This is a genomic window from Namhaeicola litoreus (assembly GCF_042679565.1).
In the GTDB taxonomy this organism is placed as follows: Bacteria; Bacteroidota; Bacteroidia; order Flavobacteriales; family Flavobacteriaceae; genus Namhaeicola; species Namhaeicola litoreus.
The window spans coordinates 110333-137140 of sequence record NZ_JBHTMY010000004.1 but is presented as its reverse complement, the minus strand read 5'-3'; the positions used below and the strand labels follow the sequence as shown (position 1 = coordinate 137140).

27 protein-coding genes are annotated in these 26808 nt (G+C 30.8%); all 27 read left to right on the top strand.

Annotation, left to right across the window (positions count from 1 at the left end; all coding sequences use genetic code 11):
* Nucleotides 1–151: 151 nt before the first annotated feature.
* A complete protein-coding gene (locus tag ACFQ39_RS14605; protein WP_377180304.1) occupies nucleotides 152–1588 on the top strand; it encodes an MBOAT family O-acyltransferase in 1437 nt (478 codons plus the stop codon).
* Between the two features lie 62 nt (nucleotides 1589–1650).
* A complete protein-coding gene (locus tag ACFQ39_RS14600) occupies nucleotides 1651–2520 on the top strand; it encodes a hypothetical protein (protein ID WP_377180302.1) in 870 nt (289 codons plus the stop codon).
* A 37-nt stretch (nucleotides 2521–2557) separates the two neighbouring features.
* Nucleotides 2558–2980, top strand: coding sequence for a sugar 3,4-ketoisomerase (locus ACFQ39_RS14595; RefSeq protein ID WP_377180300.1), 423 nt, complete (start codon nucleotides 2558–2560; stop codon nucleotides 2978–2980).
* Complete coding sequence (locus ACFQ39_RS14590) at nucleotides 2952–3386, top strand: sugar 3,4-ketoisomerase (protein WP_377180298.1); 435 nt, start codon at nucleotides 2952–2954, stop codon at nucleotides 3384–3386. The genes ACFQ39_RS14595 and ACFQ39_RS14590 overlap by 29 nt, the downstream gene beginning before the upstream one ends.
* On the top strand, nucleotides 3376–4311 hold the full coding sequence (locus ACFQ39_RS14585) for a hypothetical protein (RefSeq protein WP_377180296.1): 936 nt from the start codon (nucleotides 3376–3378) through the stop codon (nucleotides 4309–4311). Before ACFQ39_RS14590 ends, ACFQ39_RS14585 begins: the two co-directional genes overlap by 11 nt.
* A gap of 2 nt (nucleotides 4312–4313) precedes the next feature.
* Complete coding sequence (locus ACFQ39_RS14580; protein WP_377180294.1) at nucleotides 4314–5270, top strand: DegT/DnrJ/EryC1/StrS family aminotransferase; 957 nt, start codon at nucleotides 4314–4316, stop codon at nucleotides 5268–5270.
* A gap of 3 nt (nucleotides 5271–5273) precedes the next feature.
* Nucleotides 5274–6395, top strand: coding sequence for a DegT/DnrJ/EryC1/StrS family aminotransferase (locus ACFQ39_RS14575; RefSeq protein ID WP_377180292.1), 1122 nt, complete (start codon nucleotides 5274–5276; stop codon nucleotides 6393–6395).
* Nucleotide 6396: 1 nt separating this feature from the next.
* On the top strand, nucleotides 6397–7884 hold the full coding sequence (locus tag ACFQ39_RS14570) for an O-antigen translocase (RefSeq protein WP_377180290.1): 1488 nt from the start codon (nucleotides 6397–6399) through the stop codon (nucleotides 7882–7884).
* Between the two features lie 9 nt (nucleotides 7885–7893).
* Nucleotides 7894–8796 (top strand): glycosyltransferase, encoded by a 903-nt coding sequence (locus tag ACFQ39_RS14565; RefSeq protein ID WP_377180287.1) that lies wholly within the window; start codon nucleotides 7894–7896, stop codon nucleotides 8794–8796.
* Between the two features lies 1 nt (nucleotide 8797).
* A complete protein-coding gene (locus ACFQ39_RS14560) occupies nucleotides 8798–9487 on the top strand; it encodes a hypothetical protein (RefSeq protein ID WP_377180285.1) in 690 nt (229 codons plus the stop codon).
* 42 nt (nucleotides 9488–9529) lie between these two features.
* A complete protein-coding gene (locus ACFQ39_RS14555; protein WP_377180283.1) occupies nucleotides 9530–10870 on the top strand; it encodes an oligosaccharide flippase family protein in 1341 nt (446 codons plus the stop codon).
* Nucleotides 10863–11861, top strand: a complete 999-nt coding sequence (locus ACFQ39_RS14550) for a sulfotransferase family protein (RefSeq protein ID WP_377180281.1) — start codon at nucleotides 10863–10865, stop codon at nucleotides 11859–11861. The genes ACFQ39_RS14555 and ACFQ39_RS14550 overlap by 8 nt, the downstream gene beginning before the upstream one ends.
* 4 nt (nucleotides 11862–11865) lie before the next feature.
* Nucleotides 11866–12600: a sulfotransferase family 2 domain-containing protein gene (locus ACFQ39_RS14545; RefSeq protein ID WP_377180279.1), complete on the top strand. Its 735-nt coding sequence runs from the start codon at nucleotides 11866–11868 to the stop codon at nucleotides 12598–12600.
* Complete coding sequence (locus ACFQ39_RS14540) at nucleotides 12593–13510, top strand: sulfotransferase family protein (protein ID WP_377180277.1); 918 nt, start codon at nucleotides 12593–12595, stop codon at nucleotides 13508–13510. The genes ACFQ39_RS14545 and ACFQ39_RS14540 overlap by 8 nt, the downstream gene beginning before the upstream one ends.
* Entirely contained in the window at nucleotides 13494–14837 is a 1344-nt protein-coding gene (locus ACFQ39_RS14535; protein ID WP_377180275.1) for an O-antigen ligase family protein, read from the top strand. Before ACFQ39_RS14540 ends, ACFQ39_RS14535 begins: the two co-directional genes overlap by 17 nt.
* Entirely contained in the window at nucleotides 14834–15682 is an 849-nt protein-coding gene (locus ACFQ39_RS14530) for a sulfotransferase domain-containing protein (RefSeq protein ID WP_377180273.1), read from the top strand. The genes ACFQ39_RS14535 and ACFQ39_RS14530 overlap by 4 nt, the downstream gene beginning before the upstream one ends.
* Before the next feature lie 12 nt (nucleotides 15683–15694).
* Nucleotides 15695–16453, top strand: a complete 759-nt coding sequence (locus ACFQ39_RS14525; RefSeq protein WP_377180505.1) for a glycosyltransferase family 2 protein — start codon at nucleotides 15695–15697, stop codon at nucleotides 16451–16453.
* Nucleotides 16454–16462: 9 nt separating this feature from the next.
* Complete coding sequence (locus tag ACFQ39_RS14520) at nucleotides 16463–17644, top strand: glycosyltransferase (RefSeq protein WP_377180271.1); 1182 nt, start codon at nucleotides 16463–16465, stop codon at nucleotides 17642–17644.
* A gap of 4 nt (nucleotides 17645–17648) precedes the next feature.
* A complete protein-coding gene (locus ACFQ39_RS14515; RefSeq protein ID WP_377180269.1) occupies nucleotides 17649–18380 on the top strand; it encodes a WecB/TagA/CpsF family glycosyltransferase in 732 nt (243 codons plus the stop codon).
* Entirely contained in the window at nucleotides 18377–19381 is a 1005-nt protein-coding gene (locus tag ACFQ39_RS14510; RefSeq protein ID WP_377180267.1) for a Gfo/Idh/MocA family protein, read from the top strand. Before ACFQ39_RS14515 ends, ACFQ39_RS14510 begins: the two co-directional genes overlap by 4 nt.
* 15 nt (nucleotides 19382–19396) lie before the next feature.
* The gene (locus tag ACFQ39_RS14505) at nucleotides 19397–20254 is read left to right on the top strand and encodes a hypothetical protein (RefSeq protein WP_377180265.1); all 858 of its coding nucleotides are present in this window, start codon (nucleotides 19397–19399) and stop codon (nucleotides 20252–20254) included.
* Between the two features lie 39 nt (nucleotides 20255–20293).
* Complete coding sequence (locus ACFQ39_RS14500) at nucleotides 20294–22603, top strand: GumC family protein (protein WP_377180263.1); 2310 nt, start codon at nucleotides 20294–20296, stop codon at nucleotides 22601–22603.
* Nucleotides 22604–22796: 193 nt separating this feature from the next.
* Complete coding sequence (cysQ, locus tag ACFQ39_RS14495) at nucleotides 22797–23591, top strand: 3'(2'),5'-bisphosphate nucleotidase CysQ (RefSeq protein ID WP_377180261.1); 795 nt, start codon at nucleotides 22797–22799, stop codon at nucleotides 23589–23591.
* Nucleotides 23588–24013 (top strand): DUF2061 domain-containing protein, encoded by a 426-nt coding sequence (locus ACFQ39_RS14490; RefSeq protein ID WP_377180259.1) that lies wholly within the window; start codon nucleotides 23588–23590, stop codon nucleotides 24011–24013. Before cysQ ends, ACFQ39_RS14490 begins: the two co-directional genes overlap by 4 nt.
* A 5-nt stretch (nucleotides 24014–24018) precedes the next feature.
* Nucleotides 24019–24615 (top strand): adenylyl-sulfate kinase, encoded by a 597-nt coding sequence (cysC, locus tag ACFQ39_RS14485; protein ID WP_377180257.1) that lies wholly within the window; start codon nucleotides 24019–24021, stop codon nucleotides 24613–24615.
* Nucleotides 24608–25513 carry a sulfate adenylyltransferase subunit CysD gene (gene cysD / locus ACFQ39_RS14480; RefSeq protein WP_377180255.1) on the top strand — a complete coding sequence of 302 codons (906 nt, stop codon included), beginning with the start codon at nucleotides 24608–24610 and terminating at the stop codon, nucleotides 25511–25513. Before cysC ends, cysD begins: the two co-directional genes overlap by 8 nt.
* A 9-nt stretch (nucleotides 25514–25522) precedes the next feature.
* Nucleotides 25523–26779 carry a sulfate adenylyltransferase subunit 1 gene (locus ACFQ39_RS14475; protein ID WP_377180253.1) on the top strand — a complete coding sequence of 419 codons (1257 nt, stop codon included), beginning with the start codon at nucleotides 25523–25525 and terminating at the stop codon, nucleotides 26777–26779.
* Nucleotides 26780–26808: the final 29 nt, after the last annotated feature.

Genomic DNA, 26808 nt, shown 5'->3' with positions numbered 1-26808 from the left:
AATAGAATGATACCATCGTTTTTCAAAGTCTTCAGACTCTTAATAAATGACATCTACTATATATCTAGAGCCCTGATATAAAATTAATATGTTTTTACCAAGAGGTTCATAAATCCACAATTGAATGCTCAAAAAGTATTTTTAAGAATTTATGCTTTTTAATTCTTTAGATTTTGCCATCTTCTTACCAATAGTTTTTATCCTTTATTGGTTTGTAACAAACAAAAATTTAAAGCTTCAAAACCTATTGGTTGTTGCAGCTAGCTACGTATTTTATGGTTGGTGGGATTGGAGGTTTTTAGCACTAATCATATTTAGTACATTAATTGATTATTATGTTGGTATAGGTTTATCTGGAATCCAAACGAAATCCAAACGAAAAATACTCCTATGGATTAGTCTTGGTGTAAATTTAGGGTTTTTAGGATTTTTTAAATATCATAATTTTTTTCTGGACAATTTTGTAGCAGCTTTTAGTTTTTTTGGCAAGAACATCGATGCTCAGGGTATGCACATTATTCTGCCCGTTGGGATAAGTTTCTATACATTTCAAACAATGAGTTACAGCATAGATGTTTATAGAAAAAAACTTGAACCCACAAAAGATTTTATTGCTTTTGCAGCTTTCGTCAGTTTTTTTCCACAATTAGTTGCCGGACCAATTGAAAGGGCTACAAATCTTCTACCACAATTTTTAACTAAACGATCTTTTTCTTATGACAAGGCGGTAGATGGTATGAGGCAAATTCTTTGGGGACTTTTCAAAAAAATGGTCATTGCAGATAATTGTGCAGAATTTGCCAATGAAATTTTTAATAATTATGAAAATTACTCTGGAAGCACATTATTATTGGGTGCTTTCTTTTTTGCCTTCCAAATTTATGGTGACTTTTCCGGATATTCAGATATAGCTATTGGAACCTCAAGACTTTTCGGATTCAATTTAATGAAGAATTTTTCATTTCCATATTTCTCACGAGATATAGCCGAGTTCTGGAGAAGGTGGCACATTTCATTGTCGACATGGTTTAGAGATTACTTATACATCCCTTTAGGTGGAAGTAAAGGAAATATGCAAACAAAAATCAGAAATATTTTAATCGTCTTTTTAGTGAGCGGTTTCTGGCATGGTGCAAACTGGACATTTATTTTTTGGGGATTTGTAAATGCCCTTTACTTTATTCCACTGCTACTAATAAATAAGCATAGAACTAATCTTTCCGATATCTCACCAGGTAGTATTTTTGCAAGACCAAAAGACATAATAAACATTGTTTTTACTTTTGCATTAACATTATTTGCTTGGATCTTTTTTAGATCACCCAATTTGACAGTGGCTTTTGATTTCATTTCAAATATATTTCAGAAAGATTTATTAACAATTCCTAAAATGGGAACCCTTACCCTAGTGTTAATCCTTTTTTTTATTGTTATTGAATGGTTTGGAAGAACTGATAATTACGGTATAGAAAAAACATTTGCAAAATCTAATCGAATGATTCGATTAGTATTTTATTCATTACTTATCTCGATAATTGCAATATTGTCTCCAGAAAAAGGAAGTGAATTTATCTATTTTCAATTTTAGTAATGAAGGTGTTTTTTAAAAAATTTATTCTTTTCCTTTTCATAAATACCATTTTCTATTTCATGTTTTTGTTAATATGGAACAAATACTCACCTAAACCTGAAAATTTAAGATATAGACTTGGTTCAGAAGGACACTCATTTACAAGATTTAAAGAGGTCAAACAAACGAAGCATAAGGACATATTATTTGTGGGATCCTCACATGCTTACATGCATTTTGATTCAAATTTTTACGAAAAAAACGGCTTAACCTCATTTAATTTAGGCACGAATTCTCAAACTGTACATCAAACGGAACTGCTTTTAAAAAGATATCTGGATCAGATAAATCCAAAAATTTTAATCGTCGAGGTTTGTCCATATATATTTAATCTCGATGGAGTTGAAGCGCAATGTGATTTAGTCTCGAATGAAATAATAGGCTGGGACACCCTCAAACTTACACTTAAACTGAAATCCTTAACTGCCTTCAATACATTTTGGCTAGCCTTTTTAAGAGAAAAATTATTCAGTGAAAAACTTAACTTTTCAGAACCACTGAAAAATGGCAAATTTACTTATCATCAAGGTGGCTGTGAAGAAAGAGAATTAGACTTTTATAAAAAGATTAGTTTTGAGGATCAAAAATGGAATGAGGATCATAAAAAACTCAAAATTCTATGGAGAATAAAACAAATGTGTTCGAAAAAAAACATTGCGCTCGTTCTTGTACAAACCCCTGTGACAACAGACTTTTATAATTCCTACAAGAATAATGATTTTTTTGATCGTGAAATAGGTTCAATAGCAAAGTATTATAATTTTAATGAAAATTCTACGTTTATTGATACATTGCATTTCTACGATTACCATCATCTAAATCAGAACGGTGTTGAAAAATTCAACAAAGAATTTCTCAATTTTCTTAGGCAAGAAAAAATTATTAAATAACTTTAAATCCTAATTAAGGTTTGTTAAATATTATTAAATGTATAGTACCAAAATCATAGAACTACCAAGGTTGTTGGATCCAAGAGGAAATCTAAGCTTTTTTGAGGATGAAAACCAAATTCCATTCAAAATTAAACGAGCCTACTGGATTTATGATGTTCCCGGAGGAGGTAAAAGAGGATTGTATGCTTTTAGAAAATCTGAAGTTTTTATCATTGCTATGTCTGGAAGTTTTGATATAGTAATTAACAATGGTCCCGTAGAATTTAAGTATAGTTTAAATAGATCATATTATGGCCTATATATTCCTCCGATGAATTGGTTGAAAATGGAAAATTTTTCGACTAACTCACAGGCCTTAGTTGTATCTTCCATTATCTATGATGAAAATGACTATATAAGAGATTTTGAAGTTTTTAAAAAAGAAAAGGATGAAATTAGAAAACAATACCGTCTTTGATTGCAATGTGATCGACTTTTCTAAAGTGGATACAGAAGATGGGAATATAACAGTAGTGCAAAATGATGGAAGTTTACCTTTCGACATTAAAAGAGTTTATTATCTATATGATATTCCTGCAGGTGAAATGAGGGGAGGTCATGCACATTATAAACTCGAGCAATTCATAATCGCTTCTAGTGGAAGCTTTGACGTAATCATTGATGATGGAAATTTTAGAAAACGAATAAACCTAAATAGACCTAATTTGGCCCTACACATTAAGCCGGGTCTTTGGAGAGAGTTAGACAATTTTGCTTCTGGTTCAATTTGTATGGTTTTAGCCTCACATAAATATGTGGAAAGTGATTATATAAGAGATTACAATCAATTTATTATTGAGAAAACTGGAGAAAATGCTCATTGAGGTAGATCAGAAAGAATTTAAGAATCGTTTTCCTAAAAGCACAAACCCATTTATTACTCAAAATTTTTTGGACTTAAATGCCCATAAAGTTGAAGATTTGATTTATTTGATTGAAAATAAATCAAAAAAAATAGACATTGGTTTAGTGGTTGGTCTAAAAAATAATACGCTCCTTTCACCCTTTTCAGCACCCTTTGGAGGGTTTCATTTTAGACATGAAAACATTCAAATAAATGAAATTGAAAAGTTTTTAGATATGTTGGGTGAATACCTAGAAAGAAATGGTTTGAATAGTTTTAAAATTACTTTACCACCAACAATTTACTGTCCAACATTTAATGCTAAAGTAATACATACTTTTTTACAAAATGGATTTAACATTGTATCCCCTGAAATAACCAGTTGGGTTAATCTGGAAAAATTCACGGGTATTTTCAGCGATAGTGCCGTGAGAACCAATTGTATGAAAGCTATAAAAAATGGCTTAGAGTTTAAGAAGATTGAGGATGATATTGAAAAGGAAATTGCATATCAATTAATTGTAGAAAATAGAAGAAAATTTAACCGACCCATCTTTATGACGTTTAAGGATATTATGGATACGGCAGAACTTTGGCCAATTGATTTTTTCAAAGTTACAGATCAAAACGACGGTTTCCTTGCATCGGCTATTTTTTACAGATCACACCCAACCATCATTTATGCAGCTTTTTGGGGTGATACTGAAGATGGCAGACAGTTGTGCGCCATGGATATGCTTTCGCTGAACCTTTGGAATTATTATAAAAATTTAAATTACGCTTATATAGATTTTGGAATTTCTACGGAAAATAGCGTCCCCAATCAAGGCCTCATCAGGTTTAAAGAAATTCATGACGCAGAATCTTCAAATAGATTTTCCTTTATCTTAAATAGAATATTATAATTATGTTTATTAAAAACCCTCCCCCCTCCTATGTTCCAAAATATAGGATTGGGCCCTTCAGAACTATTGACTTATCAATAAATACCAATTTAATATTCAGTTCAGAGATTGATAACTATTTTGATAATAGATTCGGCTCCTTCAATTATAGCTACCATTATCGCGGCAGGAAAGCTTTTTATCTTGCCTTATCACAATATAATCTCCAGAAAGACGATGAGGTTGCAATTATAACTACGAGCCAAAACACATATATCAGCGGCTGCGTTACTGTTGAAATAGAAAAATTTTGTAATTGGTCCAGAGAGATAAATGAAAAGACTAAAATAATTTTTGTCAATCATGAATTTGGATTCCCTTACGAGGATTTGGCAAATTTAAAACAATATGGACTTCCTATCATTGAAGATTGTGCCCATTCGTTTTACTCTGAAAGTACTAACAAAACGATAGGAAAGATAGGTGATTTTGTTATTTACAGTTTCCCAAAAATGTTTCCATTACAAATTGGAGGTTTACTTGTCTCCAATTGTGGCATTAAATTTAAAAAAGATGATTTTTTGGATAAAGGTGAATTAAACTATATTAAGTCTGTACTTTCACGTTATTTTCCAGATAAGCGAGAGGTACTCAAAAAAAGGATTCACAATTATAATTTGTTAATGAATAAATTTTCAGACCTGGGGTTTAAACCAAGATTTGAATTGCAATCAGGATATGTTCCTGGGGTATTTATGTTTAAAGTTCCTGACGAGAATATTGATCTAATTAAATTGAGAAAACATGTTGAAATACACGGAATTGAATGTAGTGTTTTCTATGGAGAGCGAGCATTTTTTGTTCCAGTACATCAGAACTTAAATGATTTTGATATAGACTACATTTATTTTACAATTCAAAACTTTGTGAATGAAACTGAAAAAAATCAATTGATCGGAAATGACCCTCAAAGTGCATAAATTATGATTAAATTTTTAGATCTTCAAAAGATAACCGCTCTCCAAAAAAGGAACTTGTCTATTGCATTTGATAGGGTTTTAGACTCGGGTTGGTTTATTAAAGGAAATGAATTAAAACAATTTGAGGAAGAATTTGCCGAATTTTGTGGTACAAAATACTGTACGGGTGTCGCCAATGGATTAGATGCCTTAACACTGATCTTTCGGGCAATGATAGAGATGAATTTGCTCTCTAAAGGTGATGAGATTTTAGTGCCTGCAAATACCTTTATTGCTTCACTTTTAAGTATTTCAGAAAATCATTTGGCACCCGTACTAATTGAACCTGATATCAATACGTACAATATAGATGAAAAATTAATAGAGGAGAAAATTACGAAGAAAACCAAAGTTATCTTACTGGTACATTTATATGGTCAAAATGCAATGAGTCCTAAAATCATTGATTTGGCAAATAAACACAATCTATTTATTGTTGAGGATTCGGCCCAAGCTCATGGAGCGACCTTTAATCATAAAAAAATTGGAAGCTTGGGGTTTGCTTCAGCCTTTAGTTTTTATCCGGGTAAAAATTTAGGGGCGCTTGGAGATGCTGGTGCGGTTACAACCAATCATGAAGAATTAAATAAGACGGTTAGAAAAATTTCAAATTATGGATCGGATAAAAAATATATTCATGACCTAAAGGGAGTAAATTCTAGATTAGATGAATTACATGCAGCACTTCTATCCGTTAAACTTAGTTCACTAGAATCAGAAATAGACCAAAGACGCTTTGTAGCAAAACGATATTTAAATGAAATCAATAATCCACATATTACCTTACCTACGGTTAAATATTGGGAGGGGCATGTTTGGCATCTTTTTGTAATTCAGACGACTCATCGTGATGAATTACAAAAATATTTACTTATGAATGGTATTGAAACTGTAATACATTATCCCATACCTCCTCATAAACAGTTGGCTTATACTGAATTTAGCCATATTTCTCTTCCAATCACAGAAAGAATACATAACCAGGTTTTGAGTTTACCGATGAGTCATGTTTTAGAAGATCATGAAATTAGTCATGTAATTAATACGGTTAACAATTGGAATTTACACACAAACCATAATAATTAGAATGTCCAACCAAAAGAATTCATATAATCAAATTCTTAAAGCGACAAGTATTTTTGGAGGGGTTCAAATTTTTAATGTACTTATTTCAATCATTAAATCAAAACTCATTGCAGTTTTGGTAGGACCTGCCGGAATTGGCATATTAGGCTTATTCAATACCTCCCTTAACCTCATTGGAGCCGCCACAAATTTCGGACTGAAACAAAGTGCAGTAAGAAATGTCGCCTTAGCGCATGAAAGTGCCGATAAAAAGAAAGTGTCGGAGATTATTTCAATTTTTCGAAAAATTGTTTGGGCCACAGGTGTATTCGGATCTCTAACTACAATTATTCTGTCTGGTTATTTAAGCCAATTCGTATTTGGAAACAAAGACTACCAGATGGCCTTTATTTGGTTATCTATTAGCCTCTTATTTAATCAATTAACAGCGGGGCAATATGTTCTTCTTCAAGGACTTCGAAAGTTAAAACTATTAGCCAAAGCAAATCTAATCGGCGCCGCCATTTCACTTATTTTCACTATTCCTCTTTATTATTATTATAGAATAGATGCGATCGTTCCAAGTATTGTTATAAGTTCTATTATCATATTTCTTGTAGCATTTTTCTTTGGAAATTCACTTAAAATTGAAAAGGTCGCTGTAAGTAGGGATCAAATAGTTGTAGAAGGAAAGGATATGCTACAAATGGGTATCGCATTGAGCTTTAGCGGCTTAGTGAGTATTGGTAATACATTTTTAATAAAGGCATTCATAAATAATCAAGGAGGAGTTAGTGATGTAGGTCTTTACACAGCCGGTTTCGCAATCATTACCACCTATGTAGGGGTTATTTTTACGGCCATGAGCACCGATTATTATCCGAGACTTTCTGGAGTATCAGAGGACAATAAAAAGTCCTCATTGCTTATTAATCATCAAGCTGAAATTAGCTTAATTTTATTATCACCTATTCTTGTAACCTTTATTGTTTTTATCCATTACGCCATCATAGTTTTATACTCTTCCAAATTTGTGGAAATGGATACGATGCTAGAATGGGCTGCTCTGGGAATGTATTTTAAGGCGGCAAGCTGGTGTATCGCATATATCCTGTTGGCAAAAGGAGAATCTAAATTATTTTTCATCAATGAATTAATAGCAAATATCTATGGATTTTGCCTAAACATCCTAGGTTATCATTTTTACGGCTTGGAAGGCTTAGGATTTGGTTTTTTTATAGGATATATTATTTATCTATTTCACATGTTTATTCTTGCAAATAGAAAATATGGTTTTGAATATAATTCGGAATTTATTAAAATTTTTATCTTACAATTTATTTTTGGCATTACATGCTTAATTACAAAAAAGTACTTTCAATTACCGTACACTTATATATCCGGTGCATTAATAATTTTTTTGTCTAGCTGGTTTTCAATATATCAACTAAAGAATAAAGTTGATTTTAGTTCTGTTTTTAATCAGCTGTTTAAAAAAAACAATAAATGAATTTTGTGAATGAAGTTAAATAGTAATTCTTATCAACCATTAGTAAGTATCGTTGTCGTCACTTATAATTCCTCTCGATTTATACTCGAAACGCTAGAAAGTGCAAAAAAGCAAACTTACAAAAACATTGAGTTAGTCATTACTGATGATTGTTCCCCAGACAATACTGTGGAAATTTGTAAGGATTGGCTTAAAAATAATGATCATAATTTTATTCGTGCCAAAATTTTAGCAAACAATACCAATGTTGGAGTCTCAGGAAATTGCAACAAAGGACTTAGGGAGGCCCGAGGCGATTGGGTTAAGTTTATAGCTGGAGACGATCTCCTTATGGAGAATGCCATTGAAGATGTCGTTAAGTTTATTAATAATAACCCTGAGTCGAAAGTTGTATTTGGAAATATATTAAAGATTATGAATGGGCAGATTCAACCTAGACACAGAAAAAAAATTAATTTTTGCAAAGAATCACGTCAAAAAGAAATGGCATATAAAGGTTATCTCCCGTTTGCCCCATCCTTATTTTTGGAAACTGATTTTATAAAAAAAATAGATGGATTTAATGAAAATTATCCTTTTATGGAAGATTACCCCCTATTTTTAAAGATCGTAAATAGAGGTGTTCCTTTTCATTTTTTAGAAAAACCTGTAGTACTGTACAGAATTCATGATCAAAACATTAGTTCCAACATTAGATTCATAAAAGATTACGAAAATTTTGTCTTTAAAGAAATTTTACCCTTTCTAAAAAAGAACAGATACTGGATGTCTTATCTCCATTTTTATAACCTCATATACGTCCGTCGATTAAATATGAAATTGAAAGATGGAAATCCTTTAGCAAGTAAATTACTTCGCCATTTGGTATTACGTAATTTATTAGAGAACATATCACGAAAATTAAAATTATAATATGATAATCTCCCATAAACATAAATTCATATTTATAAAAACAGCAAAGACTGCCGGAACAAGTATTGAGGTCTATTTAGAAAAGTTTTGTGGTGATGAAGATATCATTACCCCTATTTTTCCGTTGGTAAAAGGTCATCAATCTCAAAATTTTAAAAATTATTTCAACCCCATCAAAGAATTAAAATGTTCGCGGTTTAAATCCGCAAAGATTACTTTTTCTAATCTTTGGAATGAAGAAAAGTTTTACAATCACATTCCTGGTTACCTTGTGAGAAGTAGAATTAATAAAAATATATGGAATAACTACTTTAAATTTTGTGTTGAGAGAAATCCTTGGGATAAATCAGTCTCACATTATCATATGTTAAATTTCAGAAATCAACAAAATTTATCCTTCAAAGAATATATTAGCAAAGGAAGATTCTGCCTGAATTACCCAAAATACACAGACCCCATTGGTGGGAAAATTATTTTAGATAAAGTTATACTTTACGAAAATCTAAATGAAGGCTTAACTGAAGTATTTAATGAGTTAGGTTTACCTTTCGATGGATTTTTAAATGAAAATGCAAAAACCTCTTATAGAATGAAAAATTCTAATTATCAAAATTACTATGATAGCAGGGATATGGAAACTATAAAACATGCATTTAGGAAAGAAATCGATCTTTGGAATTATTCTTTTTAATAGTCAAATAGTTTTGGCTTATTTAACCAACCTACTTTATCCATGCTGAAATTTATAAAAAACAAAATTTCAAAATTAGATCATAACACTATTGAAGTAGTAAATAAATCTAGTTATTCTCTTATGGTAAAGATTTTTACTGTAGTTCTAGGTTTAGCCCTCAGTGTTTTCTTAGGTAGAGTTTTAAGTGTATCAGACTTCGGCATAATTAACTTATCAAACAGAATTATTCAAGTACTTATTGTCTTTTGTTTGTTTGGGATGAGACAGGTGATCATAAAGATAGTAGCTATAGATTACAATTCAAAAAATACCCAGGAAACAGCGAACATAATGTTTACCGCTTATATTTTCAATGGTGTAATTTCCATCCTTATTTCTATAGTTTTTATCCTCATCAGTGATTGGCTCTCTGTTGAGATATTTAAAGAACCTAAATTAAGGTGGCCATTGACCATATCTATTATAGCCCTAACTCCACAGATTTTTTCTAGAGTATTTTCTGGTGCATTAGTTGGATATAGGCGAATATGGCAATCTAATTTAGTTGACAATACATTATCTACTTTGATAACGATTATCATACTATCAGCATTTTATTTATTAAATTATGAGATTAACATTATCAACGTATCAATTATTTACGCTTTAAGCAGACTTTTTGTAATGTTAGTAGTTGGCACCTATTGGTATGGAATATTTCAAAATCAAAAAAAAGAAAAAACTAGAATTATATTACCAAGTATTTTTAAAAATACTTTGTCTTTGTTCATGGTCTCTATAACATCTATGATTTTTTTAAATGCTGATGCAATAATGCTCGGTTGGTTAGGAAATGTAAGGATGGTTGGTCTTTACACCGTTGCTGCCAAAATTGCAACGCTGACAATTTTTTTTATGCAAGTTACAAATACAGCTATTTCGCCAAAATTAGCACACCTTTTTGCGGAAAACAAAATAAATCAACTTGAAAGAATGACTCAATCCATAACTTTAGGTTTAACTGTTATTGCATTAATTACCTTAACGTTTATTATTGTTTTTGGAAAGTTCGCTCTTGGTCTATGGGGAAATGAATTTGAAGAAGCTTATCTTGTTTTAATAATATTAAGCATTGGCCAATTTTTTAATATAGCCACAGGGGCATCAGGAGCTATACTTATGATGTGTGGTTTACAACATGAGTATGCAAAATTATCCTTATTTTTGGTTGTTTTAAATTTAGTTTTAAATTATTTTTTAATTAAGTACTATGGAATTATTGGCGCAGCAATTGCAACTTCTGTAATAGTATTTTTAGACAATATCTCTAGAGTCGTTCTAGCGAAGAAAAAATTAAATATTTTAATAATCCCCATCCCTCGATCCTCACAGAATGGATAAAAAAGTCAAACCTATTTTTATTTTTGGGCTTCCGCGGAGCGGCTCTACCCTACTACAAAAAATTATCTCCCATTCTAAACAGGTATCTACTGTTTCAGAACCATGGATACTTTTGCCACTTACCTACTTGCAAAAAAAAGATGGTTTGCTGACAATTTATTCACATAGTAAAGCCATTGATGCTATTAATGACTTAAATATGTCTTTAAATGAAAAAGGAAATTCTATTGATGAATTAATTAGAGAATTTACACTATCGTTATACCAAAAATTATCAGGTGATAGTTCAATATATTTTTTAGACAAAACTCCTCGTTATTTTTTAATCATTCCTGAGATAGTAAAGTTGTTTCCCGAAGCTAAATTTATTTTTTTATTTAGAAACCCCTTGTCTCAATTTAGTTCTAAGTTGAATACAAGAAGGGATAATAAATTCAAAAATCTATACAGCTCTTATATAGATTTAAATGAAGGCCCTAATTTATTAGCTTCTGGTTTTAAATCGTATTCTAGCATATCATTAAAACTTACTTATGAGGATATTATTTTTCGAACTGACCAAACTATTCAAAAAATTGAAGACTATCTATCCATTTCAATTAAAGATGACAGCTCATTAGATTTAGGTATGGTTGAACTGAAAGGTTCAATGGGTGACCCATTACTGAATTTTGGAGGAAATGATAAAATTGATGAGAGTTCTATAAACAAATGGAAAGAAACTTTCAGCACAGTTCTGAGAAAAAAAATAGCTGCCAATTATTTATATCAGATTGGTGATGATTATTTTGATTGTTTAGGTAAATCCCGAAAACAACTGATCGAAGAATTAAATGATATCAATACCTCTATCGTCCATGAAATAAAAAGTTCCCCTTTAGATTTATATCATTTATTGTATAATAAAATCCTTTCTAAATTTAAACCTTATCTTATTTTTCCAAGAATATTTAAAAAACATCAATGGATTAAAAATAATTTTTTAAACTAAAAAAATGGTTATTAGTCATAAATATAAATATCTTTTTATTGAAAACGGTCAGACAGGTTGCACGGCAATTAGAAAAGAACTAATTGAAAATTATGATGGTGTTCCTATCTTAAGGAAGCATAGTATTTATTCAGAATTTTTGAATATTGCCTCTGAGGAAGAAAAAGAATACTTCGTTTTTATAACAGTAAGGAATCCCTTAGACAAAGCTGTTAGTTCCTATCTAAAATATAAAAATGATCATAGAAATAGATATACTGATAGAATCAATCTTAGAGGTCGACAGGCAATAATTGATTTAAGACATTTGTATCATTATAAAAATATTTCTAAAAAAAACTATAGCTTTAAAGATTACCTGGCATCTAATAAATGGCTGCCATATGATGATATGTCAACTCTGAAATTTTCAAAAGATATACGAACTATTAAATTTGAAAATTTAAATAATGATTTCCAACAAGTTCTTCAAGAAATTGGAATTGAACCTATAAGAGATTTACCAAAATACAACTCTACGGAGTCTAAGTCGCATTATTTAGATTTTTACACAGATGATGTTGTTAAAAAAATTGCATTCCAAAAATTTGGTGTTTTTATGAAATATTGGGATTATCAATGGCCAAAAACATGGCCGAAATATAATATTTCAAACTATGAAAAGATTAAATGGAATTTTTTTCATTCCATTAGAAAATATACTTGGGGTGAATTTAGAAAAGGATTAAAAGATGCATAAAAAGCCAAATTTTTTAATTGTAGGTGCAGCAAAATCAGGATCTACAAGTCTATACCAATATATTAATCAGCATCCTGAAGTGTTTATGCCGATTAATAAAGAGCCTAATTTTTTTGTCAGTGAATACCAAGAGTTAACATCCAAGAAGTGTCCGTCCTTCCAAGTTGACAGAAAAAGGATGGTCTATAAAGAGGATGATTATTTTAAGTTATTTGATGAGGCTAATCCTAAGCATAAAGCAATTGGCGAAGCAACAGTAACTTATTTGTATAAACCAAAGTATGCAATCCCAAAGATTAAGAAATATTTGGATGATCCTAAAATCATTATTATCCTAAGAAATCCTGTGAAAAGGGCTTTTTCTCATTATAGCTACGCCCGAGAATTAGGCTTTGAAAACGAAGAGTTTTCAAATGCTTTGCAATTAGAATCTGAAAGGTTAAATAATAACTGGTCATCTACATTTGCATACTTAGATCAGGGTTTATATTCTCATCAAGTACAGGCCTATATAGATACTTTTACAAATGTTCATGTAATAATTTTAGAAGAATTTATTAAAGATCCTCAGCGATACTTAAAAGAAGTATATAGATTTCTTAATATAGATGATAAATTTCAAAATACTTTTGCAGAAGAACATAATGTTTCTGGTTTGCCGCGTTTCAAACTATTTCATAAATTTCTTATTCATGATAATAGAACGAAAGATTTCATAAAGAAATTTTTTGGTTCAGTTATTTCAGAAGAGACATTGAGGAAAATAGCGAGGAAAAGCAGAAGACTAAATCAGACCATGAGATTGACCATGGATGAAGATACTAAAGATTATTTAGAAGCCTTTTATAGAAATGATATAATTTTACTTGAGAAACTGCTGAACAAGAATCTAGATGTTTGGAACAATTAGTATGCTATCTAGAAAAATAGACATATATGCATTTCTAATTATTTTTTTATTAGTCTTAAACGGAGGCACGCTAATAAAGGTAATGGGATATGGTCCAATCTTTCAAATTTTCACCTTAATTGTTCTATTTGTAATTTTAACTTTTTCAAATAGTTTTAGTTTTAAGAAAATCTTCAGGTATAGTTTTTTTATCTTATTACCATTGTTTATTATCAATTTACTTCATGGGTTAATATTTGATAACTATATCTTATTATCAAATCAAATTATTAACCTTTCTGTTTCCATTTTAATTGGTGTAATTATTAGTATTTACTTTGAAGGTAAATCCAGTTTATTTTCAAATCATTTGAATTTGGTTCTGAAACTTTTTGTAATCCAAGGGATATTATCTAGTTTAATTCTGTCATTATATCCGACTAGAAATATTCTAATTAAATCAACGGGAGATGGTTCTGCGTACGTTGGATACCTTTATTTATTTTTTCAAAGAATTCATATAAATTACCTTGGGCAAATTGATTTAGAAACTTTTAATTTATTTGGATTAAATATCTTTAGAGCACACGGTTTTTTCTGGGAGCCCAGTGTGTTTTCAGTGTATGTAAATATTTTTATTTTCCTGAATTTGTTTGTGGCAAAAAATAATAGAAATGTTTTAATTGGCTTTTTGGGAATTTTATTATCGTGGTCTACTACTGGAATGGCGGTTGTATTAATACAACTTATATACTATGCCGGGATAAATTTTAAACTAAATCTGAAAAACATACTAACACTGGGCAGTTTATCAATATTTTTAGTCATTGTAGGTTATGTGGCTACGATTAATGTTAATGACAAATTATATGGAGAAAAAGCAGGATCCTCTGCCCAACGGTACGTGGACACAATGGCGGCAATAGATGTTATAATCCATAACCCAGCTATTGGTATCGGAGTTGAATTTAAAAATTTTAACCAACAGATAAAAGATGCTAATCCTGACTTAAGCGGCTCTATTGGAAGTAGTTTAGCCATTGATAGAGTAAATGAAAACACCTTTTCAAATTCTTTGCTACGAGTTTTTGTTTATTTTGGCCTAATATTTGGCACTTTGTTAGTTTGGGCATTTTTTAAACAAAATCTAATCACAGAACACCCTGTTTTATTCGCAATTGTAAATCTTACAGCTGTTTCTTTTTCTCCAATCTTATTTTTAACGTTTCATTTTACTTTTATAGTAAATGGTCTTATTAATATCTTCAATAAAAGAACCATTAATATATCAAGACCTAAAGGTCATTTTGGTAAAGAACAGAATTATTATCAAAAAATTAACTTATGAAGTTTAAAGATTATGTAAAAAAATATATTCCACCAAAATATGAAATGTATGCTGGCACAGTTTATCATAATTTTCTATCAATATTTAGGCGAAAAATTAAAATTGATAAGAACGAAAAAATAGTTATAGTAGTCTCTTCTCCTCATAAAGTTGGCTCAACTTGGATATATAATATTTTAAGAAGACTTACTGGATTCCATGATATTTTCCCACCATACAAAATTTTTACGGAGTATCGAAAGGTAAAAATACCCTTAGATGATTTAATTCCTTATTTTAATAAATTGAAAAATGGAAAAGGCTATATTTTTAAAAGTCATTCATTACCTCCTAAAAAAAGTGAATCCTATATTCGATATATCACGGTAATTAGAGATCCCCGAGATGTATTTGTTAGTCTAGCACACTATGTTAGTAATCTGCCCGTGGAGTTGGGAGGATGGGGTGAAGAGTTCAGAAATAAAACAATAAAATCAAAAATTACTGATTTAATTGAAAAAGGTGACTTTATGTTCGACCTATATAATGAATGGAGTAATTATGATAATTGTTTATTATTAAAATATGAGGATTTAAAGAGTGACATTTATTCTTGCACAAATCAGATTGTAAAGTATTGTTCGGTTAATGCTCCTATTGAACAAATAGAAAAAGCTATTAATCTTAATGATTTTGCAAAAGTTTCCGGCAGAAAATCAGGTGTTGAAAATAAAAAATCATTTTATAGAAAAGGAATTGTCGGTGACTGGAAAAATATTTTTGACGAAGAATTATTAAATATACTTTATACCAGTAAAAAGGGTCGCTGGAAAATATTAATAGAAGAACTCGGTTATCCTATTTAATCTAAAAAAACCATCGAAACCATACTATTTTCAATTATAACGGTTAATTATAACTCCGGGAATTTACTTGAGAAAACATTACAAAGTGTTATATCCCAAGATTTTGATAATTATGAGTATATCATAATTGATGGCGGATCAACTGATAACTTCAATAAAATTATTAGGAAATATAAAAAGCATTTAGATGTTGTAATTTCAGAAGCCGATTCCGGAATATATGATGCTATGAACAAGGGAATTTCTCAAGCAAATGGAAGATATATTAATTTTTTAAATACAGGAGATCGCTTTTTTTCAAACAATACACTTTCTAAAGTATTTGAATCCATTTCAACTAACCAGCACAAAATAATCTCAGGGGATTTTGTTATAGAAAATGTTCAAGGGAAATATCAACAAATTAAAACTAGACAAATTAATATACCTAATTTAAAAAAGGATTTCTATGCATGCCACCAGAGTATATTTATAGATAAAAGTTTAGTCAAACCTTATGACTTAAAATATAAAATAAAGGCAGACTATAAATGGGTCCTTGAAGCGCTTTTAGAAACAAATTCACAAAATGTCATTAAACTAGATTTTCCAATCGTATTTTATTTAAAAGACGGATTTTCATCGAGAAATCAATTGCTTAACATTAAAGAATTGATAAGATTGCACAAAGAGTTTTTCGGAAATTTTCAAGTTGTAAAAAATATTCCAATCTATATTTTTCGTATTCTAAGATCTGTCAAAGATCAATTAATTGAAAAATTAACCAATTAAATTACAATGATGAATAAAAAAGTTCTTTTTATTACATACGAAAATCCATTCACAAAGAATACAGGTGATAGTATTTATAGTGCAAATATAATCGAAGCCCTATTTGATCTTAAAGCAAATGTTGATATAGTATACTTTGACTCGAATGCTTCAATACCAGAAATAGACTCAGAAAACAAATTAAAATTTAATGATACCAAACTTGTACGACATACATCAAAAAATATTACTTGGTTCGTGCTAAGCAATAAACCAGGAATGTATGTGAATCGATATTCTACTGCTTTTTTAGATCAACTAGAACTGCTTCTAAGAAATCAAAAATATGATGCAATATTTGTTAACCATTTAAAGATGGTATTTACGTTGCCTGTTTTAACAAAATATGCCAAGAATACCAAATTGAATTATATTTCTCATAATGTAGAATATCTTTTAAGTAAAAACCTGTTTGAGAACAGTGTACATTTCTTTAACAAAATTATCAATTGGCAAGATTCTATAAAAATTGGTTCATTAGAAAAAAGAATAATTCCATTATTCGATAATGTTACAGCAATTTGTGAGCATGATAGGAATTATTTCTTAAAAAAGTATAAGGCTATAAACGTTGAAATTATAAGACCCCTAGGGCCAGCTCTTTCAGCTCTAGATAAAAAAATAAATAGTAAAAAAATAAATTATGTAATTCTTGCAGGTTCTTTTATTTGGGGTCCTAAAATTGAAAATCTATTATCCTTATTAAATGCCAAAAATTTTAAAGAATTAGGACAAAATAATATTGTTTTAAAAGTCGTTGGTAGAGCTTCACAGGAGTTGGTAAATAAAATAAACTCTAAATACAATGGAGTAGAAATGACTGGAGATGTATTGGAAATGAGACCATATTATGATGAAGCAAAAATAGCCGTAATTCCAGAAAAGCTTGGAGGTGGTTTTAAATTGAAAGTAGTTGAGGCAGCAAGCTACCAGACTGCAATATTTGCGATAAATGGTGCAATTAAAACATGTGATTTCAAGCCTTCAAAACACTATATTGAAAAAAATACGTTCGAAGAACTAATTTCAGAAATAATAAAAGTTCAACAAACTCCAGAAATATTGGAAAAAATGATTGGGGATTCCTCTGAAATAGTTCAAAAATACTTTACAAAACAAAATATAATTAAATCGCTCAAAAAAATTATTTAAAAAAATGAAGTTTGTAAATGTGTTAAATTATACTGTTTTTTCAGATTTTTTAGAAAAAATAAATTTAGAAAATGATCAATGTAAAGTTATAAACACAATCAGTCCGAATTCATATGGCATAGCAACGAAAGACACTGTTTTTAAAAAATCTTTGATGACTTCAGATTACTTGGTACTCGATGGCGTATATTTTGCCTTAGCATCAATATTATTGAAGGGAGAAAATATTAAAAAAAATCAGGGACCAGAAGTTTTTGAGCATTTTATCAATCGATTTAAACATCAAAAAGGGAAAGTATTTTTTCTTGGTTCGACTCAAAATACTTTAGAATTGATTGAAAAAAGAATAAAAAGTGAATATCCAAATATTGAAGTTTCATCATATTCACCACCTTTTAAAACGGAATTTTCAAAAGAGGATAACGAATTGATGGTAGAAAAAATTAATACTTTTAAACCTAATATATTATTTATTGGTATGACCTGTCCAAAACAAGAAAAATGGGCAATTGAACATCGAAATCAAATTAATTCAGGTCTTGCTATTTGTATTGGAAATGTTTTTGATTGGTTTGCAGGAACACAAAAATCAATTAAACCTATATGGTTCAAATTGAGACTTGGTTGGTTAATACGTATTTTTTTGAGACCTGAAATATTTAAACGTAACATAGGAAATCAAATGATCTTTTTCAAAGACCTATTTTTATTAAAATTAAAATTAAAAAAATTATGATCAGAACTGCAGTAATTGGCTTAGGGAAAATGGGATTATCTCATACAGCAATTTTAGGGGCGCATAAAGATGTTGAACTTGTTGCTGTTTGTGACAGTTCCAGACTTGTTCTGAATGCTTTTAAGCATTACAATAACAATATAAACACATATGACAATTATAGAATACTTCTTGAAAATGAAAGACTAGATGCGGTTATTATAGCAACCCCAACAAAGTTCCATTTTGAAATGGCAAAAGATGCAATTGAAAAGGGTGTCAATGTTTTTTGTGAAAAACCATTTTCACTAACTCTTGATGAAGGAATTCGCCTTGTTGAGTTAGTGAGTGAATTTAAAGTGATTAATCAGGTTGGTTATCATAATCACTTTTTAGGTACTTTCGTTGAATTGAAAAGATTAATTCAAAAAAGGATTTTGGGAGAATTGTTTCATTTCACTGGAGAAGCTTATGGTCCTGTAATTACTAAGCCAAAAGGTGGTAATTGGAGAGCTAAGCCTTCTGAGGGGGGAGGCTGTTTGTACGATTATGCTTCACATGTTATCAACCTAATTCAAGAAATAATAGGAAATACAACAAGATGTGAAGGAAAGCTATTAAAAAAATATTACAGCAAGGATGTTGAAGATGCTGTTTATTCACTGTTAATTTTAGATAATGGCCTTTCAGGTGTTTTATCGGTTAACTGGAGTGATGAAACCTATAGAAAAATGTCGACAACGTTGACTATTCAAGGAGAAGGTGGTAAAATTATATGTGATGCAACTGAATTAAAAATTTACTTAAAAGAGGATCACCTAGATGAAAAATTGTCAAAGGGTTGGACAATTAAATATATTACTGATTTGACTCAGCCTGTTGATTTCTATTTACGTGGAGAAGAGTATAGCGCTCAGATTGATTATTTTATCCATAATATAAAAAACAAACAATTAGGACAAATTAACACATTTGAACAAGCTCTAAACACAGATAGAACAATAGAACTTATAAAAAGCTAGTAAACCATGAATAAGATGAATAAAGTATTATTTGGAGATAATCAATTTTTTGCTGTTAATCATTTATCAGATGAAAAAGCAAGAGCCCAGTCTATGAAATTTAAAGATACAAATTCCATAATTTCAGTATTAGATCAGGCTATAGATCTAGGAGTAAATACATTTATGTGTACAACTCATGATCGAATTGCAGAAATAACTGCTATTATGAGGAAAAATCCAGGTAGGTATAAAAACTTTGAAATATACCCTTGCATGCCATATGCCCATAAATATGCTAACGCCGTTACTGAGCTCGGTATAATGGGTACCATCAAAGAATATATTCCTGGAAATTTGTTGAGCTTTGCAACAAAAGGCGGTCTAGCTTTAATTAATAAAGATTTCTCTAAAATGATGGAAATGTTGATTGATGCAGAACTAAAAATGTTTAGAGGTATTAAAACACCCGTAATTTTTCTTCAAAATGTACTTGTAGATATGATTTTAGGATTAAAAATGACAGACATTTTTTTACATTATGATAATTATATAAGAAAAAAATATAATGCTGAACCAGGTTATATCACAATGAATATGCCATTATTATATGATACTTTAGAAGAGATAGGTATTGAAAATCCCATTATTTGTAGTTCGATAAATAAGATAGGCTTTCGAATGAGTGGAGGTATTGAAAAGTATGAAGAATATCTGAACAATAAAAAATTTAGGCCTATTGCAATGCAAGTTCTTGCAGCGGGCGCAATAAGACCGAAAGAAGCAATTGAATACATCGGTAAATTTAAAAAAATAGAATCTGTACTTTTTGGGGCATCGTCAAAAGCTCATATTAAGGAAACTTCAGATTTAATTAATAACGCTTTGGTTTAGAAAAATTAAATATTTTAAACGAATTAAATTCATTATTAAATGGAGTTCGAAAATTCATTTTACGGTATGGAGAATAAGAAAAATCATAGAGAAGATAATGTTAGAGAAATCCTAGAAAAGTTCTATTATTATAGAAAATGGTTCATAATTTCTGTTTTATTTTTTCTTTCTGCATCTGCACTTTACCTATATTTTACCCCAAAGGAATATTTGGCAACTGCCACAATTTATATTAATGAAGAGGATTCGGGGATGCCTTCTGAACTAATAGCATTAAAGGAATTAGAGATTAATGGTGGGGTCAAAACTTCAATAATAAATGAAACTGGTATATTAAAATCTAGAAAACTAATTGAAAGAGTCATAGTTGATTTAAATCTCCATATTTCGCAATTTGAAAAAAATTTCTTGGTGAGAAATGAGTTATATGGAGTAAAATCTCCTTTTAAAATATCTCTATTCCAAAACGACTCAATTAATTCTGTAATTGACACTTCATTCATACTCGTACCTAAATCAAATGACTCATACCTTCTAATGGATGATGACAAGAGGTCTGTTAGAGAATACAAATATGATGATATAGTAAAAACTAGTTTTGGTGAATTAAAAATCGGTTTAAATGCCAATAAATCAAATTTCGATAAAGAAATATTTGTAGAAATTTTACCAGTATCTAATTTAATAAATTACTATTTAGAAAGATTGAGTATAAAACTTACTGAAACTGGCGCAAATATTATATCTCTCTCTGTATATGACCGCAGTTTAAATAAAGCTAAAGATTTATTAAATACACTCATCAAACAATACAATTATGATGCTATCGAGTATAAGAATTTAATAACTCAAAATACGGATAAATTTGTAAACGATAGAATCAGTGATATAACAAACGATTTATACCTTGTTGACAAAGGCGTGGAAGAATTTAAAACCAACAATAACCTGACGGATATCGAATTTCAGTCTAATTTAAACTTAAGTGACAATTCAGATCTTGAAAAGCAAATTGTGGATATTTCATCTCAAATAAAGTTAGTTGATTATTTTCTCAATTTCATAAATGAAAACGGTGAGGATCTCCTACCTACAAACATAGGGTTAAAAGATGAAGCAAGTACGGCAAATACGAGTAAGTATAATGCTTTACTTATGGAAAGAAACCGGATTTTAAGTTCTTCGAGCAAGATCAATCCAGCTGTTGTGAATTTAGATAATCAGTTAGTTACTCTTAAATCAAATATTATCCAAAGTCTATCAAGCTTTAAGTCATCTTTGAAGTTTTCTTTAGATGATTTAAGAATGGAAGAAAATAGTCTTCGAGCAAAAAGAAATATTGCTCCCAAACAAGAGCGTGAATTTCAAGATATTACAAGAAAACAGCAGATAATAGAATCCCTATATTTATATCTTCTTCAAAAGAGAGAAGAGAACGCCATGTCAATGGGGGTTCCTGTCCCTAACGCTAAAGTAATTGATAATGCTTATGGAAAAGAAAAACCTATTGAGCCAAAACCTATACTTGTAATTTTGTCTGGTCTATTTTTAGGAGGTTTATTACCGTTTATTGCGATTTCACTTATTTTAGTCTTTAACAATAAAGTTGAAACTATTGAGGATATAGAAAAAGTTCTAAACCTTCCGGTATTGGGGGATATACCAAATTCTTTATCTCAAAATAAAGTCATTGTGAATGAATTCGACGCGAGCAGTATAACGGAAGCTTTTAGAATTTTAAGGACTAATATTGACTTCATGTTAAAGAAAAATTCAGAAGAGGGTAATTGTATTTATATTACCTCCACTGTAGCTCAAGAAGGCAAATCATTCATAGGATTGAATCTAGCTGCTACTTTTGCCTCAACCGGCAAAAAAGTTCTGTTGATAGGTGCTGATCTTAGAAAGCCAAAAATCCAGGAGTATTTGGATTTGAACGAAAAGATTGGATTAACAAATTTTTTGAGCAACACGGACATAAGTATAGATGAAATTATACTTAATCAAGTTTTAAATAATTGCGATGTGATATTATCTGGTCCAATTCCACCTAATCCATCAAATTTATTAATTAATGAGCGGTTTGAAGAAGTTATTTCTTTTGGAAAATCAAACTATGATTTTGTAGTCGTGGATACACCACCAGTCAGTTTAGTGACCGACACAATGATAATAAGTCATTTAGCAGATTTAATTATTTATGTAATCAGAGCAAATTTCTTAGATAAAAGATTATTGAGTACACCATCAAAATTAGTGGATAATAAAAGGCTAGAAAATGTTGCCATATTGCTAAATGACACCAACACTAAAAAATTGGGTTATGGTTACTCTTATGGTTATTCATAATAAAGACTGATTTATATCGTTTCAAATATATATTTTTGTTTTTTGATAATGAATCCTTTATTTTAGCCTGTTTAAAAGATATATCGATTATCAACCCTTAACGAAAATAGATTACTGTTCCATTATTATAGCAGACTATTTCTGGTTTATAATAAAAATCAACTAAAACAATAACTTTTACCAAACTAAATTCATGAACGACAATTTAAGAACTGCAATAATGGCTTCTATTGATGGAGGCAAAGAAATATTGAAAATATATAAAAATGATTTTGAGGTAGAATTTAAAGAAGACAATTCTCCCTTAACGATTGCCGATGAAAATGCAAACGCAGTGATCAATAAATATCTACTAAAAACCAATATTCCCATTATTAGTGAAGAAAATAAACAAATTGATTTCCAACAAAGAAAATCTTGGTCGAAATGCTGGATTGTTGACCCATTGGATGGAACAAAAGAGTTTGTAAAACGAAATGGTGAATTCACCGTCAATATTGCCTTAGTCGAAAATGGCAAACCCTTGTTTGGAGTCATTTTTGTTCCGGATCAAAAAGTCTTATATTTTGGAGATGTACGGGCTCATAAATCATTTAAAGCGACGGTTGATTTAGATCATATCAATATTGAAAAAATTCTAAAAGAGGCATTAGAAATAAGCCCGAGAAACCCAAACCCAAAGAATAAAATTATTGTAGGAAGCCGTTCTCATATGAATGACGAAACGCTTTCTTTTGTAGAGTCTTTCAAAAAAGAAGGGGTAAATGTCGATATTGTTTCTAAAGGGAGTTCACTCAAATTTTGCCTGATAGCAGAAGGTGAAGCTGATATTTATCCGCGCTTCGCTCCTACTATGGAATGGGATACCGCTGCCGGCCAAGCTATTTGTGAGGCAGTTGGATTAAAAGTTATTTCGCAACAGACAAAAGAAACTCTGTTGTATAATAAAGAGAATCTGTTAAATCCAGGCTTTTTAGTTTCTAAATGAAAGACAATACAAAACTCCGACATATAGCAAAAACATTCTCATGGAGATTTGTTGCCACTTTAGACACCATTTTATTGTCTTGGATAATTACAGGAGATCCTTGGCTCGGTGTTAAAATTGGATCAGCAGAAGTTTTGACAAAAATGCTGTTGTATTATTTTCATGAACGTATTTGGTTTAAAATAAACTTATCCAAAGATGGTAAAACACTTGAAAGTCGGAAAAGACATATCGGTAAAACGATCACATGGAGAGTTGTTGGCACATTAGATACTATGATTTTATCTTGGGTTATATCCGGCAACCCACTAACTGGTCTCAAAATTGGACTAGCAGAAGTTATTACTAAAATGTTACTTTATTACTTTCACGAAAGATTTTGGTACCACATTAACCTGGGATTGCCAGACAGGAAACATTAAATAGAATGAAAGAAAATATAATTAAACACGAGTATCTGGTCGATAAAACCTCCAGAAATAAATTAAATAAACATCCCTCCTTTTTGATATGGTTCACTGGTTTATCTGGGTCGGGAAAGTCCACGATAGCCAATGCTTTGGAAAAAAGACTTCATGAAGAAGGTTTAAAGACCTACTCTTTGGATGGCGACAATATTAGAAAAGGAATCAACAGTGATTTAACTTTCTCGCCGGAGGATCGTGCAGAAAACATTAGGAGAATTGCAGAAATTGGCAAATTAATGGTCGATGCTGGACTCATAACCTTGGGTGCATTTGTATCACCCTACAAAAAAGATAGGAAATTAATAGAAAATATCGTTGGAAAAAATAACTTTGTTGAAATTTTTGTCGACACATCTATAGAAGAATGTGAAAAAAGGGATGTCAAAGGTTTATATAAAAAGGCTCGTAACGGAGAAATTAAGGATTTTACAGGTATCAATGCACCTTATGAAATTCCAGATCATGCGGCCCTTACAATTGTTACAGACCATTTGACTATAGATGAGGCAGTCGAGCAAGTGTACAGTTTAATCAAGCAAAAAATTAATCATGAATAAATTTTATTTAAATTATCTAGAAGAATTAGAAGCGGAAGCCGTTTTTGTTTTGCGCGAAGTTTATGCTCAATTCGAAAATCCCGTGATCCTGTTTTCTGGGGGAAAAGATTCAATTGTCTTAACACATTTAGCAAAAAAAGCTTTTTACCCAGGTAAAGTGCCATTTCCCCTATTACATATAGACACAGGACATAATTTCCCTGAGACTATGAAATTCAGAGACGACCTAGTATCAACCCTAGGGACTCAGCTATTAGTAGGGTCCGTGCAGGAAGCGATAAATAATAAAAGAGTAATAGAAGAGACTGGTAAAAACGCTTCGCGGAACGAATTACAAATCACTACGCTATTAGATGCTATAGAATCGTACAAAGTGGATTGTGCGATTGGTGGTGGTAGAAGAGATGAAGAAAAAGCCAGGGCGAAAGAACGTTTTTTCTCGCATCGAGATGATTTTGGCCAATGGGCTCCTAAAAACCAACGTCCTGAATTATGGAATTTGTTCAACGGTAAAATGCATATGGGTGAGCATTTTAGAGCTTTTCCAATTAGTAATTGGACAGAAATGGATGTTTGGAATTATATTAAACAAGAAAATATTGCCATTCCTTCTTTGTATTTTGCTCATGAAAGACAAGTAGTAAAAAGAAATGGGAGTTGGATTCCAGTGTCAGAGTATTTGGTAAAACAGGAAGGAGAGGAAATTCACACTAAAAAAATTCGATTTAGAACTTTAGGTGATATTACCATTACTGGAGGTATAGAAAGCGAAGCAGACACTTTAGCTAAAATTGTTGAAGAGGTTGCAGCTATGAGAGAAACCGAAAGAGGAAATAGAGCAGATGACAAAAGATCTGAGACATCAATGGAAGACAGAAAAAAACAAGGATATTTTTAAGAAATCACTATGGAAATTACAAATAACCAATTATTAAGATTTACAACGGCAGGTAGCGTTGATGACGGTAAAAGCACCTTAATCGGACGTTTGTTGTACGATTCTAAATCGATTTTTGAAGATCAAATTGCATCTATCGAAAATACAAGTAGAAAAAGAGGAATGGAAACCATCGATCTTGCCTTGTTTACAGATGGTCTTAGAGATGAACGAGAACAGGGTATCACTATTGATGTGGCCTATCGCTATTTTACAACCCCCAAAAGAAAATTTATCATTGCTGATACTCCTGGGCACATCCAATATACCAGAAATATGGTTACAGGTGCATCAACAGCCAATGTGGCTTTAGTTTTGATTGATGCTAGAAAAGGAGTAATTGAGCAAACAAAAAGACATAGTTATATAGCTTCTCTTTTACAAATTTCTCACGTCATTGTTTGTGTCAATAAAATGGATTTGGTCGATTTTAAAGAAGATGTTTTTAACAATATCGTAACGCAATATGAAGAGATGTCTTCGAAAATGGCAATTAAGGATGTGCGCTATATTCCTATAAGTGCACTTCTTGGAGACAACGTAGTGCACCGTTCAACAAATATGGATTGGTATCAGAATGCACCTTTGCTGCACACCCTAGAGACTATTCACATTACAAGTGATAACAATATGATCGACGCACGTTTCCCCGTTCAGACCGTTATAAGACCTCAAGATAATGAGTTTAGAGATTTTAGAGGATATGCAGGAACCGTCGCTGGAGGAATTTTTAGAGTTGGTGATCCTATAAAAGTACTTCCATCAGGTTTTACTTCAAAAATTAAATCCATTAATAACTATGATAAATTTGAAGACTCTGCTTTCGACGGAATGAGTACGGTGATCGCTTTGGAAGATGATATCGATATAAGTCGTGGTGATATGATTGTTAAAACCAATAATATTCCTGAAATGACACAGGATCTCTCAGCCATGATCTGCTGGTTCAACGAAAATCCTGCAAGAGACAGAGCAAAATACACCTTAAAGCATACTTCTAATGAGCCTAAAGCCATGATCAAAGAAATAGAATATAAAGTGAATATTGACACCTTGAAACGAATTGATGACGACAAGCAAATCAACATGAACGATATTTGTAAGGTAAAACTAAGGACCACGGCACCAATTATGATGGATGAATATGCGAAAAACAGAAGAACAGGTAGCTTTATTCTGATAGATGAAGCAACAAACGAGACGGTTGCGGCCGGCATGTTATACTAATTAATTTCAAGAATTAAGACTAAACCTCG